At 70.4% G+C, this 14,697-nt stretch carries 12 protein-coding genes; 7 read left to right on the top strand and 5 right to left on the bottom strand.

What is annotated here, in order from left to right; genetic code table 11:
- Positions 1-21: 21 nt before the first annotated feature.
- Complete coding sequence (locus AB0J64_RS47210; protein WP_364042768.1) at positions 22-966, bottom strand: heme o synthase; 945 nt, start codon at positions 964-966, stop codon at positions 22-24.
- Between the two features lie 265 nt (positions 967-1,231).
- On the opposite strand from AB0J64_RS47210, the gene tkt reads away from it, so the two are divergent.
- The 6 genes from tkt to pgl are packed head-to-tail and all read left to right on the top strand — an operon-like array spanning position 1,232 to position 9,384.
- Positions 1,232-3,325: a transketolase gene (gene tkt / locus AB0J64_RS47205; RefSeq protein WP_364042766.1), complete on the top strand. Its 2,094-nt coding sequence runs from the start codon at positions 1,232-1,234 to the stop codon at positions 3,323-3,325.
- Between the two features lie 6 nt (positions 3,326-3,331).
- Positions 3,332-4,423 (top strand): transaldolase, encoded by a 1,092-nt coding sequence (gene tal / locus AB0J64_RS47200; protein WP_364042764.1) that lies wholly within the window; start codon positions 3,332-3,334, stop codon positions 4,421-4,423.
- A complete protein-coding gene (locus AB0J64_RS47195; protein WP_364042811.1) occupies positions 4,423-6,036 on the top strand; it encodes a glucose-6-phosphate isomerase in 1,614 nt (537 codons plus the stop codon). The genes tal and AB0J64_RS47195 overlap by 1 nt, the downstream gene beginning before the upstream one ends.
- Before the next feature lies 1 nt (position 6,037).
- On the top strand, positions 6,038-7,663 hold the full coding sequence (zwf, locus tag AB0J64_RS47190) for a glucose-6-phosphate dehydrogenase (protein WP_364042762.1): 1,626 nt from the start codon (positions 6,038-6,040) through the stop codon (positions 7,661-7,663).
- Positions 7,663-8,577: a glucose-6-phosphate dehydrogenase assembly protein OpcA gene (gene opcA / locus AB0J64_RS47185; protein ID WP_364042760.1), complete on the top strand. Its 915-nt coding sequence runs from the start codon at positions 7,663-7,665 to the stop codon at positions 8,575-8,577. Before zwf ends, opcA begins: the two co-directional genes overlap by 1 nt.
- Positions 8,578-8,610: 33 nt before the next feature.
- The gene (pgl, locus tag AB0J64_RS47180) at positions 8,611-9,384 is read left to right on the top strand and encodes a 6-phosphogluconolactonase (RefSeq protein ID WP_364042758.1); all 774 of its coding nucleotides are present in this window, start codon (positions 8,611-8,613) and stop codon (positions 9,382-9,384) included.
- A 75-nt stretch (positions 9,385-9,459) separates the two neighbouring features.
- On the opposite strand, the gene add is transcribed toward pgl, so the two are convergent.
- Entirely contained in the window at positions 9,460-10,485 is a 1,026-nt protein-coding gene (gene add / locus AB0J64_RS47175; RefSeq protein ID WP_364042756.1) for an adenosine deaminase, read from the bottom strand.
- A 100-nt stretch (positions 10,486-10,585) separates the two neighbouring features.
- Here add and AB0J64_RS47170 point away from each other — a divergent pair, with 100 nt between their 5' ends.
- Positions 10,586-11,323 carry a class I SAM-dependent methyltransferase gene (locus AB0J64_RS47170; protein ID WP_364042754.1) on the top strand — a complete coding sequence of 246 codons (738 nt, stop codon included), beginning with the start codon at positions 10,586-10,588 and terminating at the stop codon, positions 11,321-11,323.
- Here AB0J64_RS47170 and AB0J64_RS47165 read toward each other — a convergent pair whose 3' ends face one another.
- The 3 genes from AB0J64_RS47165 to AB0J64_RS47155 all read right to left on the bottom strand — a co-directional run.
- Entirely contained in the window at positions 11,324-13,366 is a 2,043-nt protein-coding gene (locus tag AB0J64_RS47165; protein WP_364042752.1) for a leucine-rich repeat domain-containing protein, read from the bottom strand.
- Positions 13,367-13,418: 52 nt separating this feature from the next.
- The gene (locus AB0J64_RS47160) at positions 13,419-13,997 is read right to left on the bottom strand and encodes a TetR/AcrR family transcriptional regulator (RefSeq protein ID WP_364042750.1); all 579 of its coding nucleotides are present in this window, start codon (positions 13,995-13,997) and stop codon (positions 13,419-13,421) included.
- 55 nt (positions 13,998-14,052) lie between these two features.
- The coding region (locus AB0J64_RS47155; protein ID WP_364042748.1) for a transposase at positions 14,053-14,697 on the bottom strand (645 nt) is incomplete at its 5' end.

The raw sequence follows: 14,697 nt of genomic DNA, 5'->3' as shown, positions 1-14,697 counted from the left end.
CGGACATGGGGCCGGCCAAGCTCATGCCAGCAGCGGGTCGATCGCGACGGCCAGGAACAGCAGCGCCAGGTAGGCGTTGGACCAGTGGAAGAAGCGCATGGGGCGCAGGTCGACGCCGCTCTTGCCGGCGTTGAGCCGGGCCAGCAGGCGGTGGACCTCCCACAGGCACATGGCGCCGAGCACGGCGGCCACGAGGGGGTAGAAGAGCGTGGTGCCGGCCACCGGCCACAGCGCCAGCGAGCAGAGCACGGTCGCCCACGTGTAGGCGATCGACTCCAGGACCACGCGCCGCTCGGTGGCCACGACGGGCAGCATGGGCACCTTGGCCGCCGCGTAGTCCTCCTTGTAGCGCATGGCCAGCGTCCAGGTGTGCGGCGGCGTCCAGAAGAACACCACGCCGAACAGCACCAGCGGCGCCCAGTCGAGCCGATCGGTGATGCCCGCCCAGCCGATCATCACCGGCATGCAGCCCGCGATGCCGCCCCACACGATGTTCTGGGCCGTGCGGCGCTTCAGGATCATCGAGTAGACCAGCACGTAGAACAGGATCGCCCCGGTGGACAGCATCGCGGCCAGCCCGTTGGCGGTCACCCACAGGCCCACCAGGGACAGCACGCCGAGCACGATGCCGAAGATCAGCGCGCCGCGCGGCGAGACCTGGTGCCTGGCCAGCGGCCTGCGGCGGGTGCGGCGCATCTTCTGGTCGATGTCGCGGTCCACGTAGCAGTTGAGCGCGTTGGCGCTGCCCGCCGATAGGGTGCCGAACACCATGACCGAGATCGACGTCCACAGCGGCGGCAGGCCGCCCGCGGCCAGGAACATCACCGGCAGTGTCGTGATCAGCAGCAGCTCGATGATCCGCGGCTTGGTGAGCGCGATGTAGGCCTTCACGATCATGGCGATCGAGCGCGGCCCCTCCACCTGCGGAGATCGGGCCGTCGCCTGCCTGTTGGTCAGCACCGTCAAGGCGCTTCCAGCCTGTGCGGAGTCAACGCGTAACCTCTGAATAGAGCGGATCCATGGGTAGGCGCCGTAACGCCCCTGCGAACAAACAAACTGTAGTCGCAGGGTCGGCCGGTCCGGCCAATGGGGGGCTTGCGCCGTACATGGACGCGTGCGGGTGGAAGGGGAATCGATCGCCGACTCCACTCGGTTAGGGTCCCGTATGGGCGGGATAGCCAACACCAATGACAACTAGATTCCGGAGATCGAGCAGTTGAGCACCGAACTCGTGCCAGCCCTTGAATGGACCGACCTGGACAACCAGGCGGTCGATGTCGTTCGAGCCCTGGCGATGGACGCAGTGGAAAAGGCGGGCTCGGGTCACCCCGGCACCGCCATGAGCCTGGCCCCCGCCGCATACTTGCTGTTCCAGCGTGTGATGCGTCACGATCCGACCAACCCCAACTGGATCGGGCGCGACCGGTTCGTGCTGTCGTGCGGCCACTCGAGCCTGACCCTCTACATCCAGCTCTACCTTTCCGGCTACGGCCTCACGCTCGACGACCTGCGGCGGCTGCGCCAGTGGGACAGCCTGACGCCCGGCCACCCCGAGCACGGCCACACGGCGGGCGTGGAGACCACGACAGGACCGCTCGGCCAGGGCCTGGGCAACGCCGTCGGCATGGCGATGGCCGCCCGCCGCGAGCGCGGCCTGTTCGACCCCGACGCCGAGCTCGGCGCCTCGCCGTTCGACCACCACATCTGGTGCTTCGTCAGCGACGGCGACATCGAGGAGGGCATCAGCCACGAGGCCAGCTCCATCGCCGGCCACCAGAAGCTGGGCAACCTCATCGTCATCTGGGACGACAACCACATCTCCATCGAGGACGACACCCTCATCGCCAAGTCGGAGGACGTCGTCGCCCGCTACGACGCCTACGGCTGGCACACCCAGAGCGTCGACTGGACCGTCACCGGCGAGTACGTCGAGGACGTCCAGGCCCTCTACGACGCGCTGCAGGCGGCCAAGGCGGAGACCGACCGGCCGTCGTTCATCCGGCTGCGCACGATCATCGGCTGGCCGGCCCCCAACAAGCAGAACACCGGCAAGATCCACGGCTCGGCCCTGGGCGAGGCGGAGGTCGCCGCCACCAAGCAGGTCATGGGCATGGACCCGGCCAAGACCTTCGACGTGCCCGCCAAGGTGCTGGAGCACGCCCGCGGCATCGCCCAGCGCGGCCGCGCCGACCACGCCGAGTGGGAGAAGTCCTACGCCGAGTGGCGCCTGGTCAACCCCGAGCGGGCCGCGGAGCTCGACCGCATCTCCGAGCGCGAGCTGCCCAACGGCTGGGCCAAGGCGCTGCCGTCGTTCGAGGTCGGCACGTCGACCTCGACCCGCAAGGCCTCCGGCGAGGTGCTGAGCGCGCTGGCGCCGGTGCTGCCCGAGCTGTGGGGCGGCTCGGCCGACCTGGCCGAGTCCAACAACACCACGATGAAGGGCGAGCCGTCCTTCATCCCCGAGGAGTTCCAGACCAAGGAGTTCCCGGGCAACCGCTACGGCCGCACGCTGCACTTCGGCATCCGCGAGCACGCCATGGGCGCCATTCTCAACGGCATCGCCCTGCACGGCGGCACCCGCCCGTACGGCGGCACGTTCCTGGTCTTCTCCGACTACATGCGTCCCTCGGTGCGCCTGGCCGCGCTGATGAAGCTGCCGGTGACGTACGTCTGGACGCACGACTCCATCGGCCTCGGCGAGGACGGCCCGACCCACCAGCCGATCGAGCACCTGTGGTCGCTGCGCGCGATCCCCGGCCTCGACGTGGTCCGCCCGGCCGACGCCAACGAGACCGCCTACGCCTGGAAGGCCGTGCTCAAGCACACCGACCGGCCCGCCGCGCTCGCGCTGACCAGGCAGAACCTGCCCGTCTTCGAGGGCACCAGCGCCGAGGGCGTGGCCCGCGGCGGCTACGTGCTGCGCGAGGCGTCCGACGGCCAGCCCAAGGTCATCCTCATCGCGACCGGCAGCGAGGTGGAGATCGCGCTGGAGGGCCGCGACCTGCTGGAGGCCAAGGGCATCCCGACCAGGGTCGTGTCGATGCCGTGTGTCGAATGGTTCAAGGGGCAGGACATCGCATATAGGCAGACGGTCCTGCCTTCCTCGAACCGGGCTCGCGTCGCGGTCGAGGCGGGCATCGCGCTCGGCTGGCACGAGTTCGTCGGCGAATGCGGCGAGATAGTCGGCCTCGAACACTTCGGCGCTTCGGCCCCGTACAAGACTCTGTATGAGTTGTTCGGGCTGACGGCGGAGCGCGTGGCGGCCGCGGCACATGCGAGCCTGGCCAAGCTGGGGCAGGAAAAGGGCGAGACGACGGGAAACTGAAGGAAGATGAGCGAGAACCTCAACAAGCTGTCCGGCCAGGGCGTTGCCATCTGGCTCGACGACATCAGCCGTGAGCGGCTGCGCAGCGGCAACCTCGAGCAGCTGATCCGCGAGAAGAACGTCGTCGGGGTCACGTCCAACCCGACGATCTTCGCCAACGCGCTCAGCAAGGGCGACGCGTACAACGGCCAGCTGCACGACCTGGCCGTACGCGGCGTGGACATCGGCGAGGCCGTGCGCGCCATCACCACCTACGACATCCGCTGGGCGGCCGACGTGCTGCGTCCGGTCTACGACGCCACCGGCGGCGTGGACGGCCGCGTGTCGCTGGAGGTGGACCCGCGCCTGGCCCGCGAGAGCGAGAAGACCGTGGCCGAGGCCCGGGCGCTGTGGTGGCTGGTGGACCGGCCCAACCTGTTCATCAAGATCCCGGCGACGGTCGAGGGCCTGCCCGCGATCACGCAGGCGCTGTCGGAGGGCATCAGCGTCAACGTCACGCTGATCTTCTCCCTCGAGCGCTACCGCGCGGTCATGGACGCCTGGCTGGCCGGCCTCGAGGCGGCGCAGGCCAAGGGGCTCGACCTGGGCTCGATCGAGTCGGTGGCCTCGTTCTTCGTCAGCCGGGTCGACACCGAGATCGACAAGCGCCTCGACAAGCTGGGCAAGCCGGAGCTGAAGGGCAAGGCGGGCATCGCCAACGCGCGCCTGGCGTACGCGGCGTACGAGGACGTGATGAACTCCGAGCGCTGGCAGCGCCTGCGCGCGGCGGGCGCCAAGCCGCAGCGGCCGCTGTGGGCCTCGACCGGCGTGAAGAACCCCGAGTACTCCGACACCATGTACGTCGACCAGCTCGTCGCCCCCGGCACCGTCAACACGATGCCGGAGAAGACGCTCGACGCGACGGCCGACCACGCCAACGTCACCGGCGACACCGTCCGCCCGTTCTACGAGCAGGCCTGGAACACCATGGCCGCGCTCAAGGAGGCCGGCATCGACTACGACGACGTGGTGAAGGTGCTGGAGGACGAGGGCGTCGAGAAGTTCGAGGCGTCCTGGAACGAGCTGCTCGAGAGCGTCACCAAGAACCTGGTCCCGTGATGGAAGTGACCTACCGCGAGGAGGGGGTGGCCTCGGCCGCCGCCTCCGTCGCGGGGCGTCTCGTCGCCGACGGCGTGCCCGCGCGGCTCGCCGGCGGCGACCCCACGCTGTGGGGCGAGGACGCCAGGGCGGAGGCGGCTGTCAGGCTCGGCTGGCTGACGCTGCCCCGCTCCTCTCGCGAGCTGCTGCCCCGGCTGGGCGGGCTCGTCGAGCGGGCCCGCGCGGCGGGCCTGACCAACGTGGTGCTGACCGGGATGGGCGGCTCGTCGCTGGCGGCGGAGGTCATCTGCGCCACCGCCGACGTGCCGCTCACCGTGCTGGACACGACCGACCCCGGGCAGGTGCGCCGCGCGCTGTCCGACCGGCTCGACGCGACGGTCGTGGTCGTGGCCAGCAAGAGCGGCTCGACCGTGGAGACCGACTGCCACCTGCGGATCTACGAGAAGCTGTTCGCGGAGGCGGGCATCGCGCCCGCGGACCGCGTCGTGGTCGTCACCGACCCGGGCTCGCCGCTGGAGAAGCGGGCCGCCGACGGCGGCTTCGAGCTGGTGCTCGCCCAGCCCGACGTGGGCGGGCGCTACTCGGCGCTGTCGGCGTTCGGGCTCGTGCCGAGCGCGCTGGCAGGGGCCGACGTGGAGCGGCTGCTCGACGACGCCCAGGAGGTGCTGCCGCTGCTGTCGCGCGACACCGGCAACCCCGGCCTCGACCTGGGGGCCGCGCTCGGCGGCGCGGCGCTGGCCGGGCGCGACAAGCTGCTGCTCGAGGACCAGCTGTCGGCCATCACGGGGCTGCCCGACTGGATCGAGCAGCTCGTCGCCGAGTCCACCGGCAAGCAGGGCAGGGGGATCCTGCCCGTCGTGGGCGCCGACCCCAACGAGTCCGGCGACGAGCTGGTCGTCGCCATCGAGACCGACCTCGGGGACGTGCGCGTGGACGGGCCGCTGGGCGCGCAGTTCCTGATCTGGGAGTACGCCACCGCCGTCGCGGGGCTGCTGCTGGAGATCGACCCGTTCGACCAGCCGAACGTGGCCGAGTCGAAGGAGAACACCGCGGTCCTGCTGGCGCTGCCCGACCTGCCGACCGGCGCGCCGGCGTTCGTGGACGGCCCCGTCGAGGTGTACGGGTCGTCCACCGCCAGGGACCTGCCGGGGGTGTTCGCCGAACTGCTGCACGCGATACCGGCCGGCGGCTACTTGGGGATCATGGCTTATCTCGACCGGCTGGCCGCGTTCGACGCCCCGGTGCCCGACGGGGCCGACTTCGAGCAGATGACCGACGCGTGGATGTGGGCCGACGCGGCGACGCTGCGTCCGCTGCTCGCGCTGCGCACCGACCGGCCGGTGACCTTCGGGTGGGGGCCGCGGTACCTCCACTCGACCGGGCAATACCACAAGGGCGGGCCCCAGAACGGGGTGTTCCTGCAGATCACCGGGGCGGTGGCCGAGGACGTGCCGGTCCCCGGCAGGCCGTACACGCTGGGGCGGCTCCAGCTCGCCCAGGCGCTCGGCGACCTGGGGGCGCTCGAGACCCGCGGGCGGCCCGCCGTACGCCTGCATTTGACCGATCGCGCGGCGGGTGTCGCGCGCTTGCTCGCAGCCGCACAGGAGGCTTGAGATGACAGACCCGGCAGCACCCGCGGAGGAGGCCGCCGCCGTCGACAGCACGATGGCGGCCACTGTGGCCACCTCAGCCGCGGGCACCGCCACCACCGAGGAGGTGGTCGCCGCCAACCCGTTGCGTGATCCGCGTGACAAGCGGCTGCCCCGGGTGGCGGGACCTTGTGTGATGGTCTTGTTCGGCGTGACGGGTGACCTGGCCAAGCGAAAGCTGCTGCCGGCGATCTACGACCTGGGGAACCGGGGGCTGCTGCCGCCCGGCTTCTCGCTGGTCGGCTTCGCCCGGCGGGATTGGAAAGACCAGGATTTCGCCCAGTTGACGCACGACGCCGTCAAGGCGCATGCCAGAACGCCCTTCCGCGAGGAGGTCTGGAGGCAGATCCGCGAGGGCATCCATTTCGTGCCAGGTGAGTTCTCGGACGACGGCGCGTTCGACGCGCTGGCCATGGCACTCGCCGAGATCGACGAGACCCGGGGCACGGGCGGAAACTACGCTTTCTACCTGTCGGTGCCGCCGAAGTTCTTCCCCGTGGTGGTGGAGCAGCTCAAGCGGACCGGCCTGTCCGACGCACCCGAGGGGTCGTGGCGGCGGGTGGTCATCGAGAAGCCCTTCGGGCACGACCTGAAGTCGGCGCACGAGCTGAACGAGATCACCACCTCGGCCTTCCCGGAGAGCTCGATCTTCCGGATCGACCACTACCTGGGCAAGGAGACCGTCCAGAACATCCTGGCGCTGCGCTTCGCCAACAACCTCTACGAGCCCATCTGGAACCGCGGCTTCGTCGACCACGTCCAGATCACGATGGCCGAGGACATCGGCATCGGCGGGCGGGCCGGCTACTACGACGGCATCGGCGCGGCCCGCGACGTGATCCAGAACCACCTGCTCCAGCTCCTCGCGCTGGTCGCGATGGAGGACCCGACCTCCTTCGACGCCTCGGCGCTGCGGCGCGAGAAGGAGAAGGTGCTCAAGGCCGTGCGGCTGCCGTCCAACCTGGACCGCAACACCGCGCGCGGCCAGTACTCCGCGGGCTGGCAGGGCGGCGAGAAGGTGGTCGGCTACCTCCAGGAGGAGGGCATCCCGCCCGAGTCCAAGACCGACACGTACGCGGCCATCAAGCTGGAGATCGCCAACCGGCGGTGGGCGGGCGTGCCGTTCTACCTGCGTGCCGGCAAGCGGCTGGGCCGCCGGGTGACCGAGGTGGCGGTGGTGTTCCAGCGCGCGCCGCACCTGCCGTTCAGCAAGACCGACACTGAGATCCTGGGGCAGAACGCCCTGGTGATCAGGGTGCAGCCGGACGAGGGCATCACCGTCAGGTTCGGCAGCAAGGTCCCCGGGACCGCCATGGAGGTCCGCGACGTCTCCATGGACTTCGCCTACGGCGAGTCGTTCCTGGAGTCCTCTCCCGAGGCGTACGAGCGGCTGCTGCTCGACGTCATGATCGGCGACCCGCCGCTCTTCCCGCACCAGCGGGAGGTCGAGCTGTCGTGGAAGATCCTCGACCCGATCGAGGAGTTCTGGGCCACGCAGGGCCAGCCCGAGCCGTACGAGGCGGGCTCGTGGGGGCCGCCGTCCGCCGACGCGATGATGGCCCGCGACGGCCGTGTGTGGAGGAGACTCTAGTGACCACGTTCATGCTGGCGGACACGACGGCCGGCAAGATCTCGGCGCAGTTGACGCACCTGCGCCACCAGATGGGCGCGCCGGCCATCGGCATGGTGCTGACGCTCGTGGTGGTCTGCGAGGAGCGCCACCAGTACGACGCGCTCCGCGCCGCAACCGAGGCGGCCCGCGAGCACCCGTCGCGCATCATCGTGGTGATCAACCGCGAGCCGGAGGAGCCCAACAGGCTCGACGCCGAGCTGCGCATCGGCGAGTCCACGCCGGGCGAGGTCGTCGTCCTGCGCCTGTACGGCGAGCTGACCCAGCACGCCGACTCCGTGGTCAGCCCGCTCCTGCTGCCCGACACGCCGGTCGTGGTGTGGTGGCCGGGCGCGGCGCCCGACGCGCCGTCCCAGGACGCGGTCGGCGCCCTCGCCCAGCGCCGGATCACGGACGCCAGGGGCTTCGACCACGGCGGCGTCAAGTCGCTGGTGACCAGGGCCAAGGGGTACGCCTCGGGCGACACCGACCTGGCGTGGTCCAGGCTGACGCCGTGGCGCAGCCTGCTGGCGGCCGCGTTCGACCAGCCGGTGGGCAAGGTGCGCAAGGGCGTCGTCGAGGCCTCTCCGGGCAACCCGAGCGCGCCGCTGCTGGCCGCCTGGCTGTCGGAGCGGCTCGGCGCCCCGATGAAGGTCGTCGACTCCACCGGCCCCGGGCTGACGGCCGTGCGCCTGCAGCTCAACGACGGCGAGCTGACCGTCTCCAGGCACGACGCCCGACTGGCCACGCTGTCGAGGCCCGGCCAGCCCGACAGGAACGTGGCCCTGGCCAGGCGGCAGACCTCGGAGCTGATGGCCGAGGAGCTGCGCAGGCTCGACAGCGACGAGATCTACGAGGCCGCGGTCAAGCGGTTCGCCCGTACGTACAAGGGGTGACCGGTGACCTCAGTGGCTGAGAGAGTAGTGCCCGTGAGCGTTCCCAACGTAGTGGTCCACCGCGACGCCGACGTCCTGGCCAAGGCGGTGGCCGCGCGGATCATCACGCGGCTGGTCGACGTGCAGTCGGCCAAGGGTTCGGCGTCGATCGTGCTCACAGGCGGCACGGTCGGCATCGCGACGCTGGCGGCCATCGCCGCCACGCCCGCCCGCGACGCCGTGGACTGGCGCCGCCTGGACATCTGGTGGGGCGACGAGCGTTTCCTGCCCTCCGGTGACAAGGAGCGCAACGAGACCGGCGCCCGCGGGGCCCTGCTCGACCACGTGGACGTGGACCCTGAGCGGGTCCACGTCATGCGCGGCCCCGACGCGGGGATGACGGCGGAGGAGTCGGCCGAGTCCTACGCCGCCGAACTGGCCAGGGCCGCCAGGCCCGAGGACCACGGCCCGGTGCCGAGCTTCGACGTGACGCTGCTCGGCATGGGGCCGGACGCCCACGTGGCGTCGCTGTTCCCGGGCATGCCCGCCCTGTACGACACCCGCTCGGTGGTGGCCGTGCACGGCGCGCCCAAGCCGCCGCCGACGCGCCTCTCGTTGACGCTGCCCGCCATCCAGACCTCGCGCGAGGTCTGGGTCGTGGCCGCCGGGGAGGAGAAGTCGGGCGCGGTACGCCTGGCGCTGTCGGACTCGGGGCACGTCCAGGTGCCCGCGTCGGGGGCCAGGGGTCGTGCGCGCACGCTGTTCCTGCTGGACCGGGCGGCGGCCAGCAAGATCCCGCCGGAGCTGGGCCGCATCTCGTCGCCCTGACCTCCTGCCCCGCCCCGCTCGCCTCGCTTCGGAAGCCGGTGTCACGTGTCCGGCACCCGGGCGGGGCGGGCGGTGTCAGGCCCCTTGGGCCGCCAGCAGGTCGTCGATCTCCTTGAGCAGCGCCTGCTTGCGCTCCTGTGCCAGGTAGGACGCCTGGACGCCGTTCCTGGCGAGTTGCGCGAGCTCCCCGCTGCCGAAGCCGAAGGTGTGCGCGGCCACCCGGTACTCCTCCGCCAGCGTCGTGGCGAACATGGGCGGGTCGTCGCTGTTGAGCGTCACGTACAGGCCCTCCTCCAGCATCCGCGGCAGCGGGTGGTCCTCGATGCTGGCGATCTGGCCCGTACGGAGGTTGGAGGTGGGGCACACGTCCAGCGGGATCTGGGTGTCGCGCAGGTGCGCGACCAGGCGCGGGTCGGCGAGGCAGTTGATGCCGTGGCCGATGCGCTCGGCGCCGTAACCCTCGATGACCTCCCAGATCGTCTCAGGGCCGCTCATCTCGCCGCCGTGCGGGACGCTGTGGAGGCCCGCGGCGCGGGCGGCCGAGAACGCCGATCGGTACGCGTCACGATATTTCGGGCGCTCCTGCTCAATGCCGCCGATGCCGAAACCTACCAGCGCGGCGGGAGGTTCCTGGAGGGCGTGCTCGACCGTCACCTTGGCGGCCTCCTCGCCGTACTCGCCGGGGATGTCGAAGATGTACGCCATCTCCACCCCGTGGTCGCTCAGCGAGCGGCGGGCGGCCAGGTCCAGGGCCTCGGTGACCTCGCGCATGGGCATGCCGACGATGTGGTGGGCGTACGGGGTCACCTGCAGCTCCACGTAGCGGGCGCCCTGCGGGGCGAGGTCGCGGGCCAGGCCGAGGACGAGGGTGGCCACGTCCTCGGGCTCGCGGACCAGGGCGTTGACGGCCCCGTACACCTGCGCGAAGTGCGGGAAGTCGCGGAAGGTGTAGAAGCGGCGCAGCTCCTCCTCCGTCGAGGGCACGGGGCCGCCGGGGTGGCGGCGGGAGAGCTCGAGGACGGTGGGGACCGAGGCCGAGCCGACCAGGTGCACGTGGAGCTCGACTTTGGGCAGCGCGTCGATGAAGGCGTCGAGGGTCATGGCGAAGACGATAGGGGCGACATTTCCCGAAAAAACAGCATTAGAGGCTGAATTTCACAGAGAAATGTTAGGTTCGGCGGCTTGGGCTAAGCTGGTGCGCGTGACCAACGCCGAAGCGTACGATCGCGGCTTCGCCCAGCTGAGCTCCCACACCGTCGGCCCTCTCCTCGACCGGGCGTGCGCGCCCCGCCTGCTCGACGTCGGCTGCGGCACGGGCGTGGTCACCGCGGCGGCGCTCGCGCTGGGCGCCCAGGTCACCGCCGTGGACGTCAACCCGGTGATGCTGGAGCTGACCGCCCGCCGCCACCCGCACGCGACGATCCGCGAGGCCGCGCTCCCCGATCTGCCGTTCGAGGACGGGGAGTTTGACGCCGTAGCGGGAAATTTCATCATCAATCACGTGCCCGACACGGCCAAGGCGCTCAAGGAGCTCCACCGCGTGCTGCGTCCGGGCGGCACGCTCGCCCTGACCTGGTGGAAGTCCGACGAGATGACCGCCACGAACGTCTTCTCCGACGCCATCGCCGCCGCCGAGATCCCCTACGAGCCCCCCGCCCGCCCGTTCACCGGAAACGACACGCCGCAGCGCTTCACGGAGCTGCTGGAGGAGGCGGGTTTCCAGGGCGCGGCCGTGGAGACTCTGCGCTGGCGCCACCGGGTTGACCTCGCGACGTGGTGGACCGACATCGTGCAAGCGGACGGCCCCCGCTTCGCGGTGATCGCGCGCCAACCGCCGGAGACCGTCGAGCGGATACGGGCGCACTACCTCAGGCTGGCGGCCCCGTACGAGCGGGAGGGTTTCCCCGTGTGCGCCTATCTGGCGCACGCCACCCACTGATCAGCCGCGCTCTCTGCCGGCTTCGTCGATCTCGAGCAGTACGCGTGAGCCGAGTTGATCCAAGACGGCCTCGGGCAGGTCGGGACAGTCGGAGATCTCGACCCGCTCCAGTGCCGGAAGATCGATCAGCCCGTCCAGGTCGCCCAGCTCAGGACACCTGTCGACCTTCAGCGAGCGCAGGGCGGGCAGGTGCGTGAACCCGTTGAGCGTGCGCAGGTGGGTGATGTTCTGAAGGTGCAGAGATTCCACGTGGGAGAGCACGGAAGGCAGGAGCAGCTCGTCGAAATCCACCATGGAGCCGAGCGTGAGCGTCCGCAGCGCGGGCAGCCGCGTCAGCGCGGACAGGTCCTTCACCGTCAGAGGCCCGAACAGCTTCACCGTCGCGATCGACGGGTGCTCCCCCAGGCCGTCCAGGCAGGTGAGTTCGTGCTCGGGCAAGAGCGAGATCTCGGTGAGGGACGGGAACCGCGACAGGAACCCCAGGCCGGGGAGCGGGTGGCCGGGAAGGGACAGGACGGCGAGGTGGGAATGGCCGGCCTGCTCCAGGCCCGTCAGCGCGGCCCCGGCGCTGAGTGTGCGCAGCGCGGGCAGTCCTTCGATGCCCGCGAGGCTGGTCGGCCGGTCGGAGTTGAGGTGCAGTTCGGTGAGGGCGTCGAGCCCGTGCAGGTCGGCCAGGGAGGTCAGCGGGAGGTCGAGGTGGAGTTCTTTGAGGCCGCCGAGCCGGGCCAGCCGGCGCGGGTCCGTAAGGGAGCCGCATCCGAGGATGTCGAGCTTTTCGAGCCGGTCGTCCAGCGCGCTCAGATCCGCCAGTTCGCCGCAGTTCCAGAGGGTCAGCGAGCGCACATCGGGGATGCCCTCCAGGGTGCGGAGCCGGTCCAGGTGATACAGGGTGAGCTCGTCAAGCCGGTGCAGGTCCGCCAGCAGGCCGAGGTCGCGGACCCGCAGCATCACCAGGTGGAGCGCGCGAAGGGCCGGCAGGTCGGCCAGGGCGGACAGATCCCGCGGCTCGGTGACCCCGCTCAGCGTCACTTCGGCGATCGACGGATGTCCAGCCAATCCCTTCAGCGAGGGCCTTGCGTGGTCGTCGTGGATCCTGATCGTGGTCAGGTCCGGGAAGCGGGAGACGAAGCTCAGATCCGGCAGCGGGACGCACGGAAGATGAAGGTTGGTCAGGCGGTGGTACGGTCCGCCGGTGTCCAGCATCTCCGAGTTTGTGCACTCGTTCAGGGAGAGCACCTTCAGCGAGGGCAGCGCGTCGATGCCGTCGAGCGAGGCGATCGGGGTGTCGGGAGCACCGACGGTGAGCTCCTGGAGCGCCTCGAGATCGCGCAGGCCGGTGAGCGTGCTGACCTTGGTGTAGCTGAGGTCGAGGCTGCGCAACTGAGGCAGCCCGGACAGGGGGCTCACCTCGCTGAGGGACCGGCAGTGGGACAGGTCGAGATGGGAGAGCAGCGGAAAGGCGTCGGCGAATCCGTCGAGCCTCGTCACCTCGGTGCGGGACAGGTCCAGCCATCTCAGACGGTGCATGCCCAGCAATGGGGTGAGGTCGCTGATCCGGGTGTTCAAAAGATGGAGGGATTCCAGCCGCGTCAGGGCGGCCAAGGGCGAGAAGTCGGTCAGGAGCGCGGCGGAGCTGAGCTCGAGCTCGATCAGGTGGGTGAGGCCGGCGAGCTCGGCGATGTCCTCGTAGAACACGTGGCCGCGAAGGTCCACCTTGCGCAGATTGCTCAGATGGCGAAGACCGGGAGTGAGGGACCTTCCTTTGACCTGGAGCTCGGTGCGCCCCTCGCGCACGAACGCGGGCGCGAGGAGGAACTCGGCGAACCCATCCGGATCCGGCGTCGTCGGCCAGAGCTTGAGCAGCCGTTCCGTGGGCGGCGATGCGATCTCGGCGAATTCGGCGGCCAGTTCGAGCGCCGGCCGCGAGACCGTGGGGGCGACGATGGCGAGCTCGCGGATCGCTCTCCAAGCGCGCGTCGGGGTCGCCTTGGGCAGAAGTGCGCGTAAGGCCGCGAGGTTGGGTGCCGTGGAGGGGGTGGCCATGCCGCCGCACCCTACCGGTGTCCGCCGACAGGATCGGCGCTGAAACCTGCTCTCAGCCCTTCGACCAGGCGGTCGCCAGCGGCATCAGCACCCCGTCGACCGACTCCGCGACGAACTCCGGGCCGAACGGCGGCCCGGCGAAGATCAACCGATGCCACACCAGCGCCTCGGCGAGCGCGAAGAGCCGCCCGGGGTCGACCGGCCCGACCAGCTCCCCGCGCTCCACGGCCCGCTCCAGCGGGTCCCGTACGGCGTCGAGGTCTTCTCTCGTGCTCAGATGCGTCCGCAGCGTGCGCGCCAGCTCCTCGTGGGACAGCAACGTCGACGACAGGCCGAGGATGAGCGTGTGCTGGCGCTCCACCCTCTCGCACAGGTTCCGGAAGACGGCGGTCAGGTCGCCGCGGAGCGAGCCGGTGTCGGCGCCCTGCGGCGCGTCGGTGTCGAATCGCCGGCAGATGACGTCCAGCACCAGCTCCGGCTTGCCCGGCCAGCGCCGGTAGATCGTGGCCTTGCTGGCCTTGGCCCGCTTGGCGATCTGGTCGACCGACATCCGGTCGTAACCGACCTCCGACAGCAGCTCCATCGTGGCGTCGAGGATGGCCCTTTCGCGCTCGGGGTCGAGTGGAGCCACGTACACGTCCTTCTAGCTGTAGGCGATTTCCTGGATTGAAGTGCTCCCCACAACTCTAAAGTCGGAGGATTCCAGCCAGCTCGGGCTCCGTCTGCGCGGTGGCCTGGGCTGCTGTTGCTTGGCGGTTGGCCTTGCGGCCCACGCGGTTGCGTGGTTTGCGCGCCCCAGCCCGCACACCCGGTCTGGGTGGTGCGTGCTCCGCCCTCCCGGCGGTGAGGATGTTCTTGGCGGCGTTCACGTCGGCGTGTTCGGTGTGTCCGCACGAGGTGCACCGGAAGACCGCTTGGCTCTGGCGGGACTTCCGGTCCACCACCGTGCACGCGTTGCACGTCTGGCTGGTGTACGCCGGGTTCACGGTGATCACGCAGGTGCCCGTGGAGCGGGCCTTGCTGCGTGTGGCCAGCTCGATCCGGTGCCAGCCCTTGTCCAGGATGGACCGGTTCAGGCCGGACTTGCTAGCGGCCCCGTTGGGCAGGAACGCGCCCGGCCGCTCGGGGTCTGGCTTGGGTGCCACGCTGGCGGTCAGGTTCGTGGTCGCCAGGGCCTCGAACACGATCAGCTCGAAACTCGTGGCCAGGGTGTGGGCGGTCTTGGCGGCGAAGTCGGCGCGGCGACGCCGCACCTTCGCCAGCGCCTTGCCCAGCTTCGCGGCGGCGTGCTTGCGCCGGGCCGAGCCCTTTCGGGTGCGGGCCAGGGGACG

This window comes from Nonomuraea sp. NPDC049695 (genome assembly GCF_040674955.1).
Lineage (GTDB): Bacteria > Actinomycetota > Actinomycetes > Streptosporangiales > Streptosporangiaceae > Nonomuraea > Nonomuraea helvata.
Note: the sequence above shows the minus strand (reverse complement) of the source record. Positions and strands in the feature narration are given on the sequence as shown.